The sequence below is a fragment of the Lysobacter arenosi genome (assembly GCF_016613475.2).
Classification (GTDB): Bacteria; Pseudomonadota; Gammaproteobacteria; order Xanthomonadales; family Xanthomonadaceae; genus Lysobacter_J; species Lysobacter_J arenosi.
Genome location: NZ_CP071517.1, coordinates 1,785,053 through 1,804,945, shown reverse-complemented (window position 1 = coordinate 1,804,945; position 19,893 = coordinate 1,785,053). Strand labels below are relative to the sequence as shown.

The following is a 19,893-nucleotide window of genomic DNA, read 5'->3' as shown; positions in this document are numbered from 1 at the left end:
CCTGTGTTGCGGCATGACTTTCGTCGCTGGTCGCGGGCGGCAACCTTGCCGATAGTGGCGCCTCGTCCGAGGAGCGCCGTCATGAAGCCACTGGCAGTTCGTCACGCAACCGGTCTGGCAAGCGTTGCCCTGCTGTTCGTGTTCGCTTCCGCCGGTGCGCAGCAGCCGACCAAGCCGGTTCCGACAGCGCGCCTGAGCGCCGAGGAATGCCAGGTCTGGGCACGCGAACTGAGCTTTGCCCAATCGGTGGCCGATCACGACGCCGCGGCATTCGCCTCGCACCTGGAACCGGACGCGGCCTTCGGTGCCAGCGGCCCGGAGCCGACCCGCGGCCGCGACCTGATCACCCGGCGCTGGACCGGGATCATCGCAGGCAAGCGCTTCAAGCTCGCCTGGTACCCGACGCGGACCACGATAGGGGGCGTCGGCGACATCGCCTGGTCGAGCGGCCCGTCGCTGTTCGAGGATCCCGACCCGAAGGCCGAGCATCGCTACCGCATCGGTGCCTTCAACTCGGTCTGGCACCGCGGGGCGGACGGCGTGTGGCGGGTGCTGTTCGATGATGGCCTCGAGCCGCGTCCGGTCGGCGAGGCCGAGGCGGTCGCGTTCCGTGAAGGCCGCCAGGCGACCTGTCCACAAGCCTGACGAACGCTTAAACGCCGGCACCCACGCAACCGCCTTTGCCGCGGCCCCGGCGTATCGTGGAATCGCGGCAATGCCTGCCGCTGTACCCCTGGCATAGATGCCAAAGGTGATGCCATGAACCGCATGACCCCCACCCTGATCGCGGCATGCCTGCTGGCATCCTCGTTCGCGGTCTCCGCGCAGTCCGCTCCGGCCACTCAGGCCACCGCGCCGGCGCAGGCCGATACGCAGTTGGCCGCACAGGCCGACTTCGGTCAGGCCGACGCCACGGCCAGCAACGTTCCTGGCGACAAGCTCGCCGAGCAGGCTCCGTACAACTGCCTGCAATACACCGGCTCGCGCATCCGCACCGCCGACCGCAAGACCGGCAAGCCGGCGTGCGCGCAGGGTCCGGGGCGCTCCTATGGCCGCGATGACCTTGACCGCACCGGCCAGGTGGACATCGCCGACGCCCTTCGTCGCCTTGATCCCTCGATCAAGTGACGCACTGGACGTGATGCCGCGCATGAACCTGGCGCTGCCAATGGTGTTTGCCACGTTGCTGGCGGCATCGTCGTATGCGCAGGCACAGTCGAACTCGCTGCAACCCAGGCCGCTGGTCGCGCCAATACCGCCACCAACCTCGCCGGTGAGCAGCAAGCCCACGCGTGCCGGCAACGACGCCGCCAAGCTGGGGCGCGACATCGACGCGGCCAGTCGCCGCGTCCAGGCCGACGGCGTGCGTAGCGATATCGACCGAGGCGACCAGCAATTGCAGAACGATCGCGCGCGCCTGGACCGCGAGCGCGGTGCCGAACCCACGCGCAGCAACGAGCTTCGTCAGGAATTCGACCAGAAGCAGGCCGATCACGATGCCTGGCGTGTGGGCAAGGAACGCGAACTCGATCGGATCGAAGCCGAACCGACGCCGGAGCCACCGCCGCCGAACGATATTCCGCCGGTGGAACCGCGCGTGCGGATTCCGTAGGAGCGGGCGCCTACCGTTGCAGACCCGTCATCAGCCGCTGCAGCGAAGCATCGTAGTAGCGGCGGAATGCGGCCTCGTCGAAACTGAAACGTCCGGCGCGGTACAGCGCGATCAGGCCATGGGTGTGTGCCCATAGCGTCATCGTCACATCCCAGACATCGTCCGTGCGCAGCAGGCCGGCGCGCATCGCGTCGGCAACCGCGTCGGCGACGACGTTGAGGGTCGGCGACAGGCGCGCGTGGAAGTCCTCCGGGAATCGTCGTGCGTCGTTGCGCGGGGTCGAGAAGGCGTAATCGAAGCGGTGCGGGTAGGCGAGGGCGAAATCGAGGTAGATGCGCTGCACCGCCAGCAATCGTTCGCCGACGTCACCACCGCTGCCGCGCGCATGCCAGTGACGTGCGATCGCGTCGAAGCTGTCGTCGCTCATGCGCTTGAGCAACGACTCGCGATTGGGGAAGTGTCGATAGATCGCCATCGGCGTCACACCGACAGCGGCGGCGACACGGCGCATGCTGACGCCCTGCGCACCCTCGCGGTCGAACAGTGCCTGCGCCGCGCGCAGGATGCGGGTGGCGGTGTCGCTGACCGGGTGATTGGATCGGCTCATGTATACAGCGTATACAAAACTGCTCCCCGAGGCTCGCAAGATGCTCGAAAGGCGTGGTTTGCGCTCCGTCGGCGACACCGCGCCGCACACCGGGCGCGATAATTCCTTTCCAGTCCTTCACTGCGGCCATGCCCCCCGCATGGCCGGCCCGCCGCCTGCCGGAGTCGTCCGATGTCCACCCGCAAAGATCCTTCCCGCGTCATCCGTGCCCCGCGCGGAACCGAGTTGAGCTGCAAGTCGTGGCTGAGCGAAGCCGCCTATCGGATGATCCAGAACAACCTCGACGCCGAAGTCGCCGAGAGCCCGACCGAGCTGGTGGTCTACGGCGGCATCGGCCGCGCCGCGCGCGACTGGGAGAGCTACGACGCGATCCTCAAGTCGCTGCGCGAGCTGGAAGACAACGAGACCCTGCTGATCCAATCCGGCAAGCCGGTGGGCGTGTTCCCGACCCATGCCGATGCGCCGCGCGTGTTGCTGGCCAATTCCAACCTGGTGCCGCACTGGGCAACGTGGGAGCACTTCAACGCGCTCGATAAGAAGGGCCTGATGATGTACGGGCAGATGACCGCCGGCAGCTGGATCTACATCGGCAGCCAGGGCATCGTCCAGGGCACCTACGAAACCTTCGTCGAGATGGGCCGCCAGCACTACGGCGGCAGCCTCAAGGGCAAGTGGATCCTCACCGCCGGCCTGGGTGGCATGGGCGGCGCGCAGCCGCTGGCGGCGTCGCTGGCCGGTGCGTGCAGCCTCAACATCGAATGCCAGCAGAGCCGCATCGACATGCGCCTGCGCACGCGCTACGTCGACGAGCAGGCCAGCGACCTCGATGACGCGCTGGCGCGCATCGAGAAGTACTGCGAGTCGGGCGAAGCGAAATCGATCGCGCTGCTGGGCAACGCCGCCGAGATCCTGCCGGAGCTGGTGCGCCGCGGTGTGCGTCCGGATGCGGTCACCGACCAGACCAGCGCGCACGATCCGGTCCACGGTTACCTGCCGATCGGCTGGAGCGTGGAGCAGTGGCAGCGCATGCAGGTCGAGGATCCGGGTCGCGTGCGCGATGCCGCCAAGAAGTCGATGCGCACGCACGTCGAGGCGATGCTCGCATTCGAGGACATGGGCATCCCGGTGTTCGACTACGGCAACAACATCCGCCAGATGGCCAAGGACGAGGGCTGCGAGAACGCGTTCGACTTCCCGGGCTTCGTCCCGGCCTACGTGCGTCCGCTGTTCTGTCGTGGTGTCGGCCCGTTCCGCTGGGTCGCGCTGAGTGGCGATCCGGAGGACATCTACAAGACCGACGCCAAAGTCAAGGAACTCATCCCCGATGACGCGCACCTGCACCGCTGGCTCGACATGGCGCGTGAGCGCATCAGCTTCCAGGGCCTGCCGGCGCGCATCTGCTGGGTCGGCCTGGGCCTGCGCCACAAGCTCGGCCTGGCGTTCAACGAGATGGTGCGCAATGGCGAGCTGAAGGCGCCGGTGGTGATCGGTCGCGATCATCTCGACAGTGGTTCGGTGGCGTCGCCCAACCGCGAGACCGAGGCGATGAAGGACGGCAGCGATGCGGTCAGCGATTGGCCGCTGCTCAACGCGATGCTCAACGTCGCCGGCGGTGCGACGTGGGTGTCGCTGCACCACGGTGGCGGTGTCGGCATGGGTTACTCGCAGCACTCGGGCGTGGTGATCGTGTGCGATGGCAGCGAGGAAGCCGACAAGCGCATTGCACGCGTCCTCTGGAACGATCCGGGTACGGGCGTGATGCGCCACGCAGACGCGGGCTACGACATCGCCAAGGCGTGCGCGAAGGAACAGGGCTTGAAGCTGCCGATGGTCTGATCCGTCGTCCCGGCGAACGCCGGGATCCATTTTGACTTTGCCGTTGCTCTTGTCGGCGTTCCTGCTCCGTTGTGGCGTCGTCCGCCGACCCGGGGATTGCTCCGCCCCTTAGTCAGACATCCTGTCTGATGCGGGGCGTGGGCCATCCATGGCCCACTGCGGATCAATCCCCGGCCCGTCGAACGACGCTCCGGCAATTCATTGCGTGGTCTTCGGCGGCCCTCTTCCCAACCCCTCTCCCGAGGGAGAGGGCTCACCAGCGCGAGTGGGTTCGGAACGACCACTTCCTTTCGCGGGCGTCCGGGACCCAGATCACCGAGCAGACGTGCGAATGAGCGAGGGCACGGACACCGTCCAGGGCCGGCACAGCGCGAGTCCGACCGGCGCGGATGCGTCACGCGGGCACTGCGCTCTCGTCAACAGTTGAAGTCAATAGAACAGTAGAAGCTTCCGGAAGGAGGCGGTGGGGTGTATTTCGCGAACAGTAAACGGAGCGAAGCGGAGGTTCGCGGAATACACCCCACCTCCTCCCCAAAGGAAACCACCAGATCACGCAGCAATACCAACACAGGTAACAACCCTCCCCAACCGCGGGTAGGCGCTTCGATGGCACCTGCGCTTAGCGTTAACAGGCAGTTAATTCGCCCAGAACGCAAAGCGGAGGTCCACCATGAGTCCTTGCCATTCGCGGCCGTCACTGCGGCGCGCGCCGCTGCCGGCCAGCATTACCCTGGCACTGCTGCCGGCGCTGGCCGGCGCGCAGGAAGCGCCTGCACAAGCAGGGCCGGCCACTGAAGACACGACCACCACGCTCGATCGCATCGAAGTCACCGGCTCGCGCATCAAGCGAGCCGACATCGAGACCTCGCAGCCGATCTTCAGCCTCAGTCGCGACGAGATCCAGGCGCAGGGCCTGACCTCGATCGGTGATGTGATCCAGAACATCACCGCCAACGGCTCCACGCTCAACTCCGCGTTCAACAATGCCGGCAACGGCGAGACGCGGGTGTCGCTGCGCAACCTCGGTTCCAATCGCACGCTGGTGCTGGTCAACGGCCGGCGCTGGGTCGGTGGCACGGGACTGGGCGGCGCGGTCGATCTCAACACGATCCCGACCGCGGCCGTGGAACGCATCGAAGTGCTGAAGGACGGCGCGTCCACCATCTACGGCTCCGATGCGATCGCCGGCGTCGTCAACGTGATCCTGCGCAAGGACTTCGACGGCGCCGAAGCCAATGCCTACCTGGGCCAGTACGACAAGGGCGACGGCTTCCGCCAGTCCTATGACGTGCTGATCGGTTCGAGGTCGGATCGCTGGTCGACGATGCTCGGTGTCGGCTACGTGAAAGAGGAGCCGGTCATGGCCGGCGACCGGCCGCAATCGGCGGTGCCGGTGTTCGGCGCCATTCCCGGTACCGGTGGCAGCTTCTCGCCGCCGGATGGCAACTTCTCGTTCTTCCGCCCGCCGGTCGACGAGAACGATCCGGGCCCGTTCTTCACCCAGCCCAACGACGACTACGGCTTCTTCGTGCCGACGCCGGGCGTGGGACTTGGATTCCGGCCCAACGCGGGCCTGGCGGACAACTACAACTTCGCCCCCGACAACTACCTGATCACGCCGCAGGAGCGCGTCTCGCTGTTCGGAAGCGGCACGCTGGAGATCACCGACGAGATCCGCTTCAGGACCACGATCACCTACAACCAGCGCAAATCGGAACAGTTGCTGGCGGCGGTGCCGCTGGCCTTCGATGCCAGCTCCGGCGACCCCGAGTTCATCAGCGCCGACAGCATCTACAACCCCTACGGCCGCGACGTCAACGAGATCTTCCGGCGCATGGCGGAGACCGGTGGACGCTCGTTCAACCAGGACGTGCGCACATTCGCGTTCGACGGCGGATTCGAGGGTACGTTCGACATCGGCGAGCGCTTCTTCGACTGGGAGGCCGGTTACTTCTACGGCGACAACAAGGCCAACAACACCACCAACGGGTTATTCCAGATCAGCAAGGTGGTCAATGCGATCGGCCCGTCGATGATCGATGCCACCGGCACGCCGATCTGCGTCAGTGTCCCCGGCGACGCCAGCACGGTCATCGATGGCTGCGTGCCGATGAACCTGCTCGGCGGTGCGGGCACGCTGACCCAGGACATGATCGATTACGCGACCTTCACCGCCCACGACGAGTTCTACTACAAGCAGAAGACCTACTACGCCAACGTCGGCGGAGACCTGTTCGACCTGCCTGGTGGCGCGCTCGGGTTCTCCTTCGGCCTGGAGCACCGCACCGAGTTCGGCTACGACGAACCCGACGGGCTGATCAATTCCGGCGACACCACCGGCAACGCGCGCACCGCGACGCGTGGCGGCTACAAGCTCGACGAGGCGTACCTGGAGCTGGCGATTCCGGTGCTGGCGGACGTGCCGTTCGCGCGCCTGCTCGATTTCAGCCTGGCCACGCGCTACTCGGACTACAGCAACTTCGGCGACACCCTCAACAGCAAGTTCGGCTTCCGTTGGAAACCGATCGACGACCTGATGATTCGCGGCAACTGGTCCGAAGGCTTCCGTGCACCGTCGATCTCCGAACTGTTCGCCGGCCAGGCCGACTCGTTCCCGGCGATCACCGATCCCTGTGCCGGCAGCCTGCAGGGCACGCCCAACAACGACATCCCGGCCGGATGCGCCGGCATCCCGCAGTACAACCAGAACAATCCGCAGATCCGCATCACCGTCGGTGGCAACCCGGACCTGCAACCGGAGCTGTCGACGTCGAAGACGCTGGGCTTCGTCTACAGTCCGGGCTTCGTCCAGGGCCTGGATATCTCGCTGGACTGGTGGCAGGTCGAGATCGATGACGCCATCTTCCTGCAGACCGGGCAGGCGATCCTCGACAACTGCTATCGCAACGGCACCGACGCGGCCTGCGCCCTGATCAGCCGTACTTCGTCGGGACAGGTCAGCGACCTGCTGTCGATTCCGAGCAACATCGGCACGATCGATACCGAGGGCTATGACTTCACGGTCAGCTACCGGCTGCCGGAGACGTCGTGGGGCAAGTTCGCCTTCGTCTGGGACACGGCCTACACCAGCGACCTTTTCATCGACGTCAACGGCGATGGTGTGTACTCGCCGGACCAGCTCAACGGCGAGTCCGGCAACAACGTCGGCGAATACTTCGGCTCGACCTTCACCAACAACTGGCGGATCCGTTCCAACCTGTCGGCGCGCTGGGACAAGGGCGACTACGGCGCGACCTGGTACGTGCGCTACTACTCGCCGCAGGACGAGCTGTGCGTGGGCACGCCGAACGTGCCGGCGGCGCAGATCGAGCGGCTGTGTTCGGATCCAAACCGTTTCACCAACCTCGACGGCGACGATCCGGACCTGGCGCCCGACGGTCCCGCCGCGCGCCCGGAAAACAACATCCCCAGTGCGACCTACCACGACCTGACGGTGTACTGGAACGCGCCGTGGAACGCGAGGGTCACGCTCGGCGTCAACAACGCCTTCGATCGTGACCCGCCAATCGCGATCACCGCCTTCGCCAACAGCATCGACCCCGCCTACGAGATCGGAGGACGGTTCTTCTACATGACCTACTCACAGAAGTTCTAGCCGGACCGAAATGCATCCGGACACGGACCGCGCTCCGGCGCGGCGGCAGGGAAGGGCGCACGTCCTTCCCGCTGCCGTGAGTTGCCCACCATGACCTGCGCCAGTGGCGCTGGCGAAGTTGATCTAGAATCCTGCCAGGAGTCGCTCACACCGGTTCTGGCGCGCAATGCCCAAACAGCATCAAAGCTTGTTGCAGTCGTTGCCTTCCCAGCGCGTTCGCGTGGGCGACAGCATGGTCGACCTCGCCGCGCGCGAGATCACGCCGGCGTCCGCTGCCGCCGATGGCGCGCCGCATCGGATGAGTCTCAAGGCGATCGACCTGCTGGTCGTGCTGATCGGTCATGCCGGCAAGGTCGTCAGTCGCGAAACCCTGCTGGAGACGGTGTGGCCCGACACCTTGCCCGGCGACGACGTCGTCACCCAGGCGGTGGCGCAGCTGCGCAAGGCGTTCGGCAGCGACGAGCCTTATATCGAGACCATCGCCAAGCACGGCTATCGCCTGCTGGCGCCGGTGCAGTGGCTGGATGTCCCGGAGGCTGTCGAGCAGACGCCGCCTCCGGCGCAACCAGTTGCCATGCCGGCCAGTCCGCGTGCGCGGCCGGCCCTGCGGATCATCGGCACCGTCGCGGCACTGGCCGCACTCGGTCTCGCCTTGTGGCTGGCGATCGGCGCCGACCGCGAACGCGCACAGCGCGTAGCCGGTGGTAGCGACGAAGCCGCTCCGCCGTTCCTGAAAATCACCTCCGCGCCCGGAGCGGAGTTCGCGCCGAGTCTGTCGCCGGACGGTTCGCAGGTCGTGTACAGCGCCTATGTCGACGTGGACGGTAAAGGGCGCACGCAGCTGATGCTGCAGACGACGGCGCCGGTCGAACCGCGGGCGCTGACCCATCCCGTGGCGGGCGAGCAGGACCTGATGTCGGCATGGTCGCCCGATGGCCGACAGATCGCGTTCTACCGTGTTCGTCGTGAGTCCGGTGCCGGTTCCAGTTGCCACCTGATGTTGATGGCGTCGGCCGGCGGCGAGCCGCACCCGGTGGCGAATTGCGAAAGTGATCGCCTGCGCATGTTCGGTTGGCACCCGGACGGAAAGCATCTGGTGTTCGGCGCCAGCAATGCCGGTCAGCCCGGCGTGAACGCGATCGAGGTGCTCGACCTTGCGGCCGGCACGTCGCGCAAGCTCGACTACGCGCATGCCGCCAGCGATCTCGACCTGGCGCCGAAGTATTCCCCCGATGGGCGCTGGATCGCATTCCAGCGCAACGTCTCGCGCGGTGACCTGTGGCTGGTGCCGGCGGCCGGCGGACAGCCCGAACGGCTGACCCGGATCGAATCGAACCTCTACGGCCTGGCCTGGTCGCCCGATGGCAAGTCGATCGTTTTCTCCGCCTACCGGGGCCAGGAGCCGTCGCTGCTGCGGCTGGACGTACAGTCGCGGCGGATCACCGAGCTGGGCATCGGCAACGCTCGCTTCCCGAGCGTTGCATTGAAGGATGCGTCGGTCGCGTTCGTGATCGAGGAGACGCCGACGTCGTTGTACCGCGTCCGCATTCCCGCGCAGGGCGAAGCGGTCGCCGCGCCGGAGAAGGTGTTCCCGTCCTCCGGCAGCGAACTGCTGCCGTCGGTGTCGCCCGATGGCCGGCAGATCGTGTTCGTCTCCGATCGCACCGGCGATGTGCGGTTGTGGTCGGGCGAGATCGGGCGTGCGTCCTCGCTGCGTCCCATCGAGAACTTCATACCGTTCCCTCGCCATCCCGCCGCATGGTCGGCCGATGGCAAGACCGTGCTGATGATCGGCGCCGATGGCGACAACGAGGCGCTGTTCGAGATCACTCCGGCCACCGGTGCGGTGCGCAAGCTGGTGCTGCCGCAGGGGCGGCCGACGTACGGTGCCTACCTGGCCGAGCCTGGTCGCCTGTTGGTGGTATCCGACCGCGGCGCCGGGCGGCTCGGGCTGACCCTGTACCAGCGCAGCGGCGAACAGCTGCAACCACTGGCGACCCTCGACGATGTCGCCCTGGCGCGCTTCGATCCGGCGAGCCGGCGCGTGGTGTTCTTCCGCAATGCTTCGTGGGGGTTGTGGCAGGCCGGGATGGCGCTGGACGGTCCGCAGCTGCTCGACGACCTGCATGCCGATCCCGGCGGCTCGCTGCCGCGGATCGTTCCCAATGCCGGGTTCTACCTGCAGAGCCGGCGGCTGGTGACGTCTGACCGCGGCAACTGGATCGTGGCCGCCGGCGACGGCTGCAACGTGCGCTGGGTCGCCGTGGATGCGCCGGCCGGGAGCCGCAGCGGGCCGTGCCTGGATCCGCGCGGTGGCGAGCTGACCGGAGTCAGCTACGACCCCGGCAGCGGCTGGCTGTACTACTCCTACAGCACCGGCGATGCCAGCGACATCGGCTGGGCACGACTGCCCGCGGAACCGGCGCGCTGAGCGCAGCGCGAGGCGCTGCAAGGGTTTCGGAACTTCATCAGGAATCCGATACCGCGATTTCAGCAAGAAATCCGCGCAACGACAGGACATCAGAACCGCGTAATCGGCAAATCAGGGCACCCTACACGGAGAGGTGCCATGGCCAGTTCGCGGCTTTCGATGCAAGTGCTGTCGATGCAAGCCACCCTGCCGGTCGATGCCCTGGCGTCGCGATACGCCGAACCGGCCACAGGCATGCGACCGGTCCCCGCGGCCGCCACAATGCCGCTGTCACCGCATCGGGTCTGGGCCCATGACGGCCAGTTCCGCGAGATCAGCGCGGCCGTCCCCGTGGCTGGTGCCGATGCTCCGGCACGGGTGTGCTGGGCCGCCGTGTCCAGGCTCGGCAGCATCGCGCTGACGCGGCCCTCGTTCTCGCTGTGGATGCAGATCCGCGGCAGCGCCCAGGTGCATGCGGCCGAGGGCACGTTCCGGCTGCGTACGGGGGCGTGGATCGCCCTCGACGCCGATTCGGCGCCGGAGGTACAGGCCGACCAGAACGGCCTGACCCTGGCCCTGGTCGTTCCGGCCGACCTGATGCCGCTGCTCCAGGATGCCTACCTGTTCGTCGGCAAGGGCACGATGACGTTGCGCGATCGCATCCTCGCGCTGCGGCTCTGGCACGGCGCGGTGCGCGTGCTGCAGGCGCACGAGCGCGTTCCCGACCGCACCCTGGTGCGGGCGCTGCGGCCGCTGATCCTGCACATGTCGGCGGTGCAGGCCCGCCACGTCGCCGCGCTCGGCCACTGCCCGGGGCACTCGCGCACGCGCAAGCGGCGCCTGTTCAACCGCCTGCAGCGCGCGCGCCTGTACCTGGAAGGCAACGCCCACCGGATGGTGCGGATGAGCGAGATCATGGCCATCAGCAATTACTCGCTGTGGTACCTGTCGAAGTCGTTCCACGAGCTCTACGGCGAGAGCGTGCAGACGGCGGCCTCGCGACTGCGCATCGAGCGCGCCTACGACCTGCTCGAGACGACTTCGATGGACATCACCGAGATCGCCGAATCCTGCGGTTTCGACAATGCCTGCAGCTTCGCCCGCGCGTTCCGCGCCAAGAGCGGTACCAACGCCACCCAGTTCAGGAGCGCGCTGCGAGATGCCGGAGGTGGTCGCCGGAGACCGGTGATTTCGTCATGAGTGACGCAGGTCGCACCTGACCGGGACTGGCCGGTCTTGCCCGGCGTGTCGATCTCTGGTTGCATCCGGGACTGGCCGGTCTTGCCCGGCGTGTCGATCTCTGGTTGCATCCGGGTATGGCCGACCATGTCCTCGACAACCCGATCTGGGAATCGCTGCGCAGCCGCCATCGCGACCTGGCAATCCGCACCGGTGATGTAGCCCGCTACCCGGCGCAGGTGGCGCCGTTCCTCGGCGTTGCCGCCGACGGCGTCGATGTCGGCGCGGCGCTGGCGCAACTGGTTCCGCCCGACGACACCGTGCTGCTGCTCGGCGTGACGCCGGCCGTGGCCGACGGCTGGCGCCTGGACAAACTGGCGATGCTGGCGCAGATGGAATGCCCGCAGCACATGGCCGAGGTGGAAGGACCGCCGATCATGGAACTGGGCGAGGCGCACCGGCAGGACGTGCTCGAACTCACCGCGCTGGTGTATCCGCACTACTTCCGTCCGCACACCATGGACCTGGGCCGCTACTTCGGCATCTACCAGGACGGGCGCCTGGCGGCCATCATCGGCGAGCGCATGGGCATGGACGAGTTCCAGGAAATCAGCGCGGTGTGCACGCATCCGGACTTCAACGGCCGCGGCTATGCGCGCCACCTGCTGGCGTGGCTGAGCAACGACGTGCTCGATCGCGGACGAACCCCGTTCCTGCATGTCGCCCACGAGAACCATCGCGCCAAGCAGCTGTACGAGCGCGGCGGTTATCGCGATCGCCGCGACATCGGCTTCTGGTCGCTGCGCCGGGCCGCGCCCTTATAGGTTCGCAGCCAGTTCGCGACACAGCTGCACGGTCGCCTCGTCTACCGGGAAGCAGCACTCGATGCGCAGCTCGTCCAGGGTCACGTCACGCGGCGTGCCGAACGCGGTGATGGTCGAGAAGAAGCGCAGTTGCCGGTCGTCGCGCTGCAGTACGGTCGTCAGCAGCGGCGCCGGCGCGGTATCGAGGTCGCGCCTGCGCCAGCGGGCAGGAACGCCGGGGTAGGCCAGTACGTCATCGAGCAGTGCGCGCGCTTCCAGGTCCGACGGCGCGGCCGCCACTTCGGCATGGAGATGGTGGATCAGGTCGCCGGCCACTTCTTCCCAGTTCGCCACCGCCGCGCGCAGGTCGGCCGGATCGAAGATCTGCCGGATCATGTTGCGGTGCGCGCTGGCACGGCCGTGCATCACGTAACCGTTGACGCGCAACGCGGCGTCATTGGCCATCAGCACGTCCCAGCGGCGATTGAGGACGAAGGCGGGGTAGGGCTCCTGCTGGGCGAGGATGAACTCGATCGCGCGGCGGACCTGGGCAAGCTCCGGCGTCGCCAGCGCGGTTTCCGGATAGCGCGGTGCGAACCCGGCCGCGACCAGCAGCGCATTGCGTTCGCGCAACGGCATGTCGAGCGCATCGGCCAGGCGCGTGACCACATCGCGGCTGGGCTGCGCCTTGCCGGTTTCGATGCAGCTGAGGTGGCGCGGCGAGATGCCGGCATCGAGCGCCAGGTCGAGCTGGCTCAGGCGCCGCGCCGCGCGCCATTCGCGCAGCAGGGCGCCCAGCTGCGGGCGGGACAGCGGGTGGGAAAGGTTGTTCACGGCCGCAGGATACGACCGGGTCGCGCACAGTTCCATGACCTCGCAGGTCATGACGTCATGACCTGTGACTTCGTTGATCGCATGCCCTGCCAGGCGAATCATTTGCCACACAGGCGGGGATCGGCCCCGTGGAGATGACGATCATGCTTCGCAGGCAGTTCCTCTCGATGGCCATGGGCACGCTGGCGGCAGGCGCGCTGGGTGGAGTTGCATCGGCATTGGCCGCACGGCCCGGCGCTTCTTCGGCTACGGTCGCGGCCGGCGGCGAAGATGCCATCGCCGCGGCGGCGTTCCGCGCTGCCAGCCGCTTCATCAAGACGCCGTTCGGCAACATCGCCTATGCCGAACGCGGCAGCGGCGAGGCTGCGTTGTTCCTGCACGGATTCCCGCTCAACGGGTACCAGTGGCGTGGCGCGTTGCAGCGACTGTCGCCGTACCGCCGCTGCATCGCGCCGGACTTCCTCGGCCTGGGCAATACCGAGGTCGCGCCCGGCCAGAGCGTGGCGCCCGATGCGCAGGTGGCGATGCTGGCCGACCTGCTCGATCGCCTCGGCATCGACAGCGTCGATGTGATCGCCAACGACAGCGGCGGCCAGGCAGCGCAGCTGTTCCTTGCACGCTATCCGCAGCGGGTGCGCACGCTGCTGCTGACCAACTGCGACTCGGAGATCGAATGTCCGCCGCCGGCGCTGCTACCGGTGCTGGAGTTGGCCAGGCAGGGCAGGTTCGTCCAGGAATGGCTGGCGCCGTGGCTGGCCGACAAGGCGCTGGCGCGCTCGCCGCAAGGGCTGGGCGGACAGACGTTCACCTATCCGTCCCATCCCACCGACGAGGCCGTCGACACCTACCTCGGTCCGCTGGTCCGCAACGCCGACCGCACCCACGCCTACGCGATCGGCCTTGACCGCAACTGGCTGCAAGGCATCGGCCCGGATCTGGCACGCTTCGAAGGACCGACGCGGATCATCTGGGGCACCGGCGACAGCATCTTCTCCGAGCGCGGCGCCGAGCATCTGGATCGCAGCTTTGGCAATTCGCGCGGCGTGCGCCGCATCGATGGCGCGAAGCTGTTCTTCCCGGAAGAATTCCCGGACGTCATTGCCGAGGAAGCGCGCGCGCTGTGGGGTGTCTAGCCCGCATCAGGAAGCGAGTTCATGGACCGCGCGCGCGGCGCGGTCCACTTCCTCCGGTGTGTTGACCAGGCTTGGTGCCAGGCGCGGGTAGCTGACGGCGTACGGACTGCTGCTTGCGATGATCTTCCGCTCCAGCAGGCGCTTGACCACGTCCTCGGTCTTGACGCCTTCGATCTCGAACGCGACCAGTCCCGCCGACAGGTCCGCCGACATCGGCGTGTGGATCCGGATCCTGCGGTTCTGCGCGAGGTTCTTCTTGAGCTGGTCGTTGAGGCTGGAAATGCGCGATGCGACGCGTTGCCGTCCCATCGCCTGGTGCATCTGGAACGCGGCGGCCATCGCCCACTGATGCTCGAAGGCATGGAAACCACCAGGACTCATGCGCGCGGCGTTGCTGGGCGTCTTCGGATCGCGGTTCTCTGCCCAGGCGTTGTACGACTCCCATTCGCTGAAAGTCGGGATGGTCGGACGCAGGCGCGCCCAGTTGTCGGCATTGGCCCAGACCAGTGCCGTGCCGCGCGGCGCGAACATCCACTTGTGGCATCCGCCGCAGAAGTAATCGGCACCCATCGTGGCGATGGTCTCGTCGGCCGCGCCGATGCCATGCACGCCATCGACCACCAGCAGCACGTCCGGATGCTTTGCCTTGAGGGCGGCGGCGAGTTGGCGAATCGGCAGGCGGATGCCGGTGCTGGAGTGCACCCAGGTCAGGCCGACCACGCGCGTGTTGGGTTGCACGCCCTTCAACAGGCGCGCGATCAATTGGTCGGTGCTGGCCTTCGCCGAATCGTCGAACAAGGTGATCTTGCGCATGCCCGCGCCACTGCGCTCGCAAGCCAGGCGGATCGACTCGTGGTGCGAGTAGTGGTCGTGGACGGTGGTGAGAACGTCGTCGCCGGACTTGAGCGGAAGGCCGTGGTAGACCAGCGCGAGGCTTTCGGTCGTGCTGCGGGTGAGGCAGACCTGGTCGGGCTGGCCGCCGAGATAGGCGGCAATGGTCTTTTGCACCTGCAGCGGGACGTTGTGCGCCTCGTCCTCGAACAGGCCCTGCTCGACGACCAGGAACGGGTTCTGGTCGATGGAGCGGCGGTAGGCCTCGATCGCCTCGCGCACCGGCGCCGGGTGGCTGGCGATGAAGAAGCTGGCGAAATGGGCGTAGGCCGGATCGAGGACGAACTGGGCGCGCACCCTGGTCCAGTCCGACAGGTCGGGCAGGGCGGGCGTTTCGCGCGCCAGCGCGCCAAGCAGGCCGGCGGGAAGGAGCGCGGCGGCGCCGACTGCAGCGGGAATTGCCAGGAACTGGCGGCGCGAAACCTGGGGGCTCATGGCGGTCTCCGGTATGGATCACACGCGACCGGCGCAGCCTGCGCCGGGTCGGGTTCAGATCAGGTCAATGCGCGGATCCCGGCGCACCCATCCGTCAAACGCGATGCGGCGGGAAAAACGGCGCCTGGACCGCGGGTCGGAGGAGGCGACCGTCCGGCAGCCGTGACGTGCCTCTTCACGCCCGGGCGGCACGAGTTCTGCCAGCCTCTTCGGCGCGGGACCGCCTCGGACCATCGCGGTCCTTCGCGGGGACACGGAGGAGCAGCGCAATGGTGCAGAGCGGACGACGTGCATTGCGGGCGTGGCTTGCCCCGGCCCTGGTTGCAATTCTTGTCGCCCTGCTGACTGCCTGTGGCGGCGGTGGCGGCAGTCCGCGCGCCGTTGTCGCGCCGCCGGCCACGCCGGCAAACCGGCCACCGGTGTTCACGTCGGGCGCTACTGCGACCGTTCCCGAAGACACCACGTCGGTCTTCTACACGGCCACCGCTAGCGACGCCGATTCAAATCCCATCACGTTCTCGCTCGCTGGCGGCGCCGACCAGGCGCGCTTGCGCATCACCGCGCAAGGCGGACTGTCATTCGTCACCGCGCCGGACTTCGAGAACCCCGTCGACGCCAATGGCGACAATGTCTACCTGGTGACCCTCGCCGCCAGCGACGGAATCGCCAGCGTGACGCAGGCGCTGTCGGTCACCGTCACCGATGTGCGCGGCGCTGCATTCCGGGTGCGGCGGGTCGCCAGCGGACTGAACTTCCCGATCTTCCTGGCGCCGGTGCCCGACAGCAGCGGACGCCTGTTCGTGGTCGAACGCGAGGGCCGCATCCGCATCATGACCGCAAACGGTGCGATCACGGCCGCGCCGTTCCTCGACATCGCCGGAACCATCTCGATCGACGGCGAGCGTGGCCTGCTGGGCTTCGCGACGGCGCCGGATTTCTTCACCAGCGGCCGCTTCTACATCTTCGTGACTGCGCCCGACGGGACGCTGGAAGTGCGGCGCTACCAAACCGTTGCCGGTGACCTCAACCGCGCCGACCCGACCAGCGGCGACGCCATCCTGCGCGTGCCACACCCGCGCAACAACCACAACGGCGGCTGGATCGGCTTCGGTCCGGACGGCATGCTCTACATCGCCACCGGCGATGGCGGCGGTAGCGGCGACCCGGATAACAACGGCCAGAACACCAACACGCTGCTGGGCAAGATCCTGCGCGTGAACCCGGCCAGCGACGCATTCCCCTCCGAGCCCGACCGCGACTACGCGATCCCCGCAGGCAATCCGTTCATCACTTCCGGCGGCGCGCCCGAAGTCTGGGCGTACGGGCTGCGCAATCCATTCCGCAACAACTTCGACCCGCAAACCGGCAACCTGCTGATCGGCGATGTCGGCCAGGGCGCGATCGAGGAGATCGACCTGATGCGGCCCAGTGACGGCGGCGCCAACTTCGGCTGGCCGATCCTCGAGGGCACCGTGCCGTTCCGCGGCGGGCCGACCACGGGACTGACGCCGCCGGTGGCGCAGTACTCGCACGGCACCGGACCGGTCAACGGCTTGTCGGTGACCGGTGGCCTGGTCTATCGCGGCGCAGTCGAGTCGCTGATCGGCGAGTACATTTTCGCCGACTTCGTGCGTCCCAATATCTGGTCGCTGCCGATCTCGCGGCTGGTGCCGGGCACGACGCTGCAGGCGAACGAGTTCACCTTGCGCAACGGCGACTTCACCCCCGACGCAGGTGCGCTCACCAACATCGTCAGCATCAATGCCGACAGCAGCGGCCAGGTGTACCTGGTCGATTTCGATGGCGAGATCTTCGTCATCGAGACGGTGGTGCTCGGATTGCCGTTCGTGGCCTCGCAGATGACGCCGCAACAGGTGCTGCGCCAGGGGATGTCCAGTCGGATGGGCGGGCGTGACGGCGCCGTCGTCCCGCTGCCGCAGGGAGTCCAGCCGTAGCCGGGCCTTCGAGGCCCGCCAATGTCGCTCCGCATGTGCCTGGTGCCACACTAGGCCGACAGTCAGCCCGCGCATCGTATCCTTGTGTATACGTGCGCTGCGGGCGCGCATTCATTGACTGAACACTAAGCGGGATTTCCTTGCGACAGATCATCACGCACTCCTGGCCGTTGCTGTTGTGCCTCGCGCTGGCCGCCTGCCAGCAGGCCGAGCCGGCGACCCACTCGGGCATGGTCATCGAAGAGGTGAACAGCCCGCAGGAAGGCGGTGCGATCAGCACCGCGCCGGTCAAGGTGCCCCCGGTCCCGGCCGAGCCGGCGACTTCGCCGCGCAAGGCCAAGACCAGCGTGCGTGAAACGGCCAAGGCCAGCAGCGAGGAAGCGCCGATCGACTGGTCGACGCTGGAGCTGACTTCGGGCGAGGCATCGATCAGTTGCGAGCTGGACTACGCCGCGCTGGGCGACGGCAACGTGCTGGCGAAGTTCGACCAGGCCGGCCTGCGCGAAGCGCTGCAGCCGTGCGTGGAGCGCGGCGTCGCGCGCCTGCGCTACAAGGGCAAGATCACCGCCGAATTCGGCTCGCTGGTCGAACGCGTCACCCATGTCGCCAACGAACTGGGCATCCACAAGCGCGTGCTCGACGTCGACTCGGCCGGTGGCCAGGTCGAGGATGCGATCAAGGCCGGCGATTTCATCGCCGAGTCGCGCTGGACGATCTGGGTGCGCGAGGGCGCGATCTGCCACAGCGCCTGCGTGTTCATCCTCAGCGCCGGCGACACCCGCATGATCGCCGGCCAGGTCGGCATCCATCGCATCATCCGCATGAGTTCGACCGCGACCACGCGCGCGGAGCTCAATGCCGAGCTGCGCGTGGTGTACGAGCGCGTGCGTGACTACCTCGAGCGCAACGGCGCGGCGACCGCGGTCGCCGACCTGATGATGGCCGTGCCCAACCGCGGCCTGCGCCTGCTCACGGTCGAGGAGCTGGAGTTGTACGGACTGGACGGCGTCAATCCGGCCCAGGACGACCTCGACCGCCTGCGTCTGATGCGCAAGTGCGGCGAGGACTTCGTCAGCCGCCGCGATTCGTTCGTGCGTGCCTTCGACAAGCGCTGCAAGACGCCCAACACCGACCTGGACGCGCTCAATACCTGCGGTCTCAACCTGCGCAAGGATTACGGCTTCCCCGACCAGGCCTGCCCGGCGGAGAGCCCGCTGTCGGAGTTCGATCCGGGGACGGCGCTGGTCCCGGGCGCCAGCAAGCCTGACGGCGTGTCGCAGCAGTCGCCCAAGCCGAAGGCAGGCGAGAGCTGATCGCAGCCGCGCACGCCTGATCGAATGGGCCGTGCCGGCGGCCACGTGAGCCGGCCATCACATCACCCACGGCACGATGCCCCGGCGCGCATACCGGACGCGCCGGAGGGCTCGGCGATGAGTGATCTGCGTTATTCCTTGCTGCGTGGCGGCCTGGTGTACCGCGTTTCCAGGATCAGCGGTCTCAGCCGCGCCCAGCGCAAGCTCGCGCCGCTGGTGGCCGTCGTGCTCGTCCTGATCATCCTGGTGCCGATGGTGGTGGCCGCGGCGCGCGATGGCACGCTCGTCGACGGCGTCACCATTCCATTGCTGCATGACTATTCGATCTGGGCGCGGTTCCTGATCGCCGTACCGCTGCTCGTGCTGGCGGCACCGATGGCCGACGAACGCCTGTGGCGCGCGATCAAGCACCTGCAGGACCTGGTCGATGCCACCGACCGCGACCGCTTTGAAGAAGTGCTGGCGCAGATGCGGCGCTGGCGCGATGCCAACACGCCTGAGCTGGTGCTGTTCGCGCTGTCCATCATTGCCTCGTACGCGATCCCGGTGCTGGGCCTGCTGGACAACGTCACCGATTGGAAAGGCAGTGCCAGCGAGATGAGCTTTGCTGCGATCTGGCTGCAATGGGTGGCGATGCCGGTCATCCGCTTCCTCGTGCTGTTGTGGTTCTGGCGCCTGGCGCTGTGGACGCTCCTGCTGCTGCGTTTCTCGCGCTTCAACCTGGACCTGCATGCCGCCCATCCCGACGGCCGTGGCGGGCTGGCGTTCCTGGGTTATGCGCAGACTGCATTCCTGGTGCTGCCGCTGGTCGGTGGCATCTCGCTGGCCGGCACGCTGGCGCTGGACGTCCAGTACTACGGTGCCGAGCTCAAGAGCCTGCGTTTCATCATGGCCGGCTGGGTCGTGATGGGCGTGGCGCTGATGGTGGCGCCGCTGCTGCTGCTGGTGCCACGGCTGGCGGCGCTCAAGCGCAACAGCCTGCTGGCCTACGGCGCGCTGGGTACCGACTGCTCGGAAGGCTTTGAACAGCGATGGCTCGGGCGCGCCCGCGGCGGTGCCTCGCCCATCCTCGAAGCCGGCGACTCGTCGGCGTTGTGCGACCTGACCGGGGTCTACGCCACGGTCAAGCAGATGGGGACGATTCCGCTGCAGCGTTTCCTGTTGACCCAGTTCGCGCTCGCGGCGGCGTTGCCGCTGCTGCCGGTCATCCTGATGAGGATGCCGTTGAAGGAGCTGCTGGGGAAAATATTCTCGGCGCTGGCGTGAGCG

At 67.3% G+C, this 19,893-nt stretch carries 15 protein-coding genes; 12 read left to right on the top strand and 3 right to left on the bottom strand.

What is annotated here, in order from left to right:
- Positions 1-81 precede the first annotated feature (81 nt).
- From HIV01_RS08380 to HIV01_RS08370, 3 genes are all read left to right on the top strand, one after another.
- Complete coding sequence (locus HIV01_RS08380; RefSeq protein ID WP_245156950.1) at positions 82-645, top strand: YybH family protein; 564 nt, start codon at positions 82-84, stop codon at positions 643-645.
- A gap of 114 nt (positions 646-759) precedes the next feature.
- Positions 760-1,128: a hypothetical protein gene (locus HIV01_RS08375; RefSeq protein WP_200606419.1), complete on the top strand. Its 369-nt coding sequence runs from the start codon at positions 760-762 to the stop codon at positions 1,126-1,128.
- Positions 1,129-1,150: 22 nt separating this feature from the next.
- Positions 1,151-1,612, top strand: coding sequence for a hypothetical protein (locus tag HIV01_RS08370; protein ID WP_207527140.1), 462 nt, complete (start codon positions 1,151-1,153; stop codon positions 1,610-1,612).
- Between the two features lie 10 nt (positions 1,613-1,622).
- Here HIV01_RS08370 and HIV01_RS08365 read toward each other — a convergent pair whose 3' ends face one another.
- Positions 1,623-2,219, bottom strand: a complete 597-nt coding sequence (locus tag HIV01_RS08365; RefSeq protein WP_200606415.1) for a TetR/AcrR family transcriptional regulator — start codon at positions 2,217-2,219, stop codon at positions 1,623-1,625.
- A 171-nt stretch (positions 2,220-2,390) separates the two neighbouring features.
- Between HIV01_RS08365 and hutU the strand changes: the two genes are divergently transcribed.
- From hutU to HIV01_RS08340, 5 genes are all read left to right on the top strand, one after another.
- Positions 2,391-4,055, top strand: a complete 1,665-nt coding sequence (hutU, locus tag HIV01_RS08360; protein WP_200606413.1) for a urocanate hydratase — start codon at positions 2,391-2,393, stop codon at positions 4,053-4,055.
- Positions 4,056-4,725: 670 nt separating this feature from the next.
- A complete protein-coding gene (locus HIV01_RS08355; RefSeq protein ID WP_207527139.1) occupies positions 4,726-7,671 on the top strand; it encodes a TonB-dependent receptor domain-containing protein in 2,946 nt (981 codons plus the stop codon).
- Between the two features lie 187 nt (positions 7,672-7,858).
- A complete protein-coding gene (locus HIV01_RS08350) occupies positions 7,859-10,102 on the top strand; it encodes a winged helix-turn-helix domain-containing protein (protein WP_200609554.1) in 2,244 nt (747 codons plus the stop codon).
- Positions 10,103-10,240: 138 nt separating this feature from the next.
- On the top strand, positions 10,241-11,281 hold the full coding sequence (locus HIV01_RS08345; protein WP_200609553.1) for a helix-turn-helix domain-containing protein: 1,041 nt from the start codon (positions 10,241-10,243) through the stop codon (positions 11,279-11,281).
- A gap of 116 nt (positions 11,282-11,397) precedes the next feature.
- Complete coding sequence (locus HIV01_RS08340; protein ID WP_200609552.1) at positions 11,398-12,084, top strand: GNAT family N-acetyltransferase; 687 nt, start codon at positions 11,398-11,400, stop codon at positions 12,082-12,084.
- Here the strand turns inward: HIV01_RS08340 and HIV01_RS08335 are convergent.
- Positions 12,079-12,897: a helix-turn-helix domain-containing protein gene (locus HIV01_RS08335; protein WP_245156949.1), complete on the bottom strand. Its 819-nt coding sequence runs from the start codon at positions 12,895-12,897 to the stop codon at positions 12,079-12,081. The genes HIV01_RS08340 and HIV01_RS08335 overlap by 6 nt on opposite strands.
- Positions 12,898-13,040: 143 nt before the next feature.
- Between HIV01_RS08335 and HIV01_RS08330 the strand changes: the two genes are divergently transcribed.
- The gene (locus tag HIV01_RS08330) at positions 13,041-14,030 is read left to right on the top strand and encodes an alpha/beta fold hydrolase (RefSeq protein WP_200609551.1); all 990 of its coding nucleotides are present in this window, start codon (positions 13,041-13,043) and stop codon (positions 14,028-14,030) included.
- A gap of 6 nt (positions 14,031-14,036) precedes the next feature.
- On the opposite strand, the gene HIV01_RS08325 is transcribed toward HIV01_RS08330, so the two are convergent.
- Positions 14,037-15,356, bottom strand: a complete 1,320-nt coding sequence (locus tag HIV01_RS08325) for an aminotransferase class V-fold PLP-dependent enzyme (RefSeq protein ID WP_200609550.1) — start codon at positions 15,354-15,356, stop codon at positions 14,037-14,039.
- Between the two features lie 269 nt (positions 15,357-15,625).
- Here HIV01_RS08325 and HIV01_RS08320 point away from each other — a divergent pair, with 269 nt between their 5' ends.
- From HIV01_RS08320 to HIV01_RS08310, 3 genes are all read left to right on the top strand, one after another.
- Positions 15,626-17,311: a PQQ-dependent sugar dehydrogenase gene (locus tag HIV01_RS08320; protein ID WP_200609548.1), complete on the top strand. Its 1,686-nt coding sequence runs from the start codon at positions 15,626-15,628 to the stop codon at positions 17,309-17,311.
- Positions 17,312-17,451: 140 nt separating this feature from the next.
- Positions 17,452-18,624, top strand: coding sequence for a COG3904 family protein (locus tag HIV01_RS08315; protein WP_200609546.1), 1,173 nt, complete (start codon positions 17,452-17,454; stop codon positions 18,622-18,624).
- Positions 18,625-18,741: 117 nt separating this feature from the next.
- Positions 18,742-19,890, top strand: a complete 1,149-nt coding sequence (locus tag HIV01_RS08310; RefSeq protein ID WP_200609544.1) for a hypothetical protein — start codon at positions 18,742-18,744, stop codon at positions 19,888-19,890.
- The last annotated feature ends 3 nt before the right edge of the window (positions 19,891-19,893 follow it).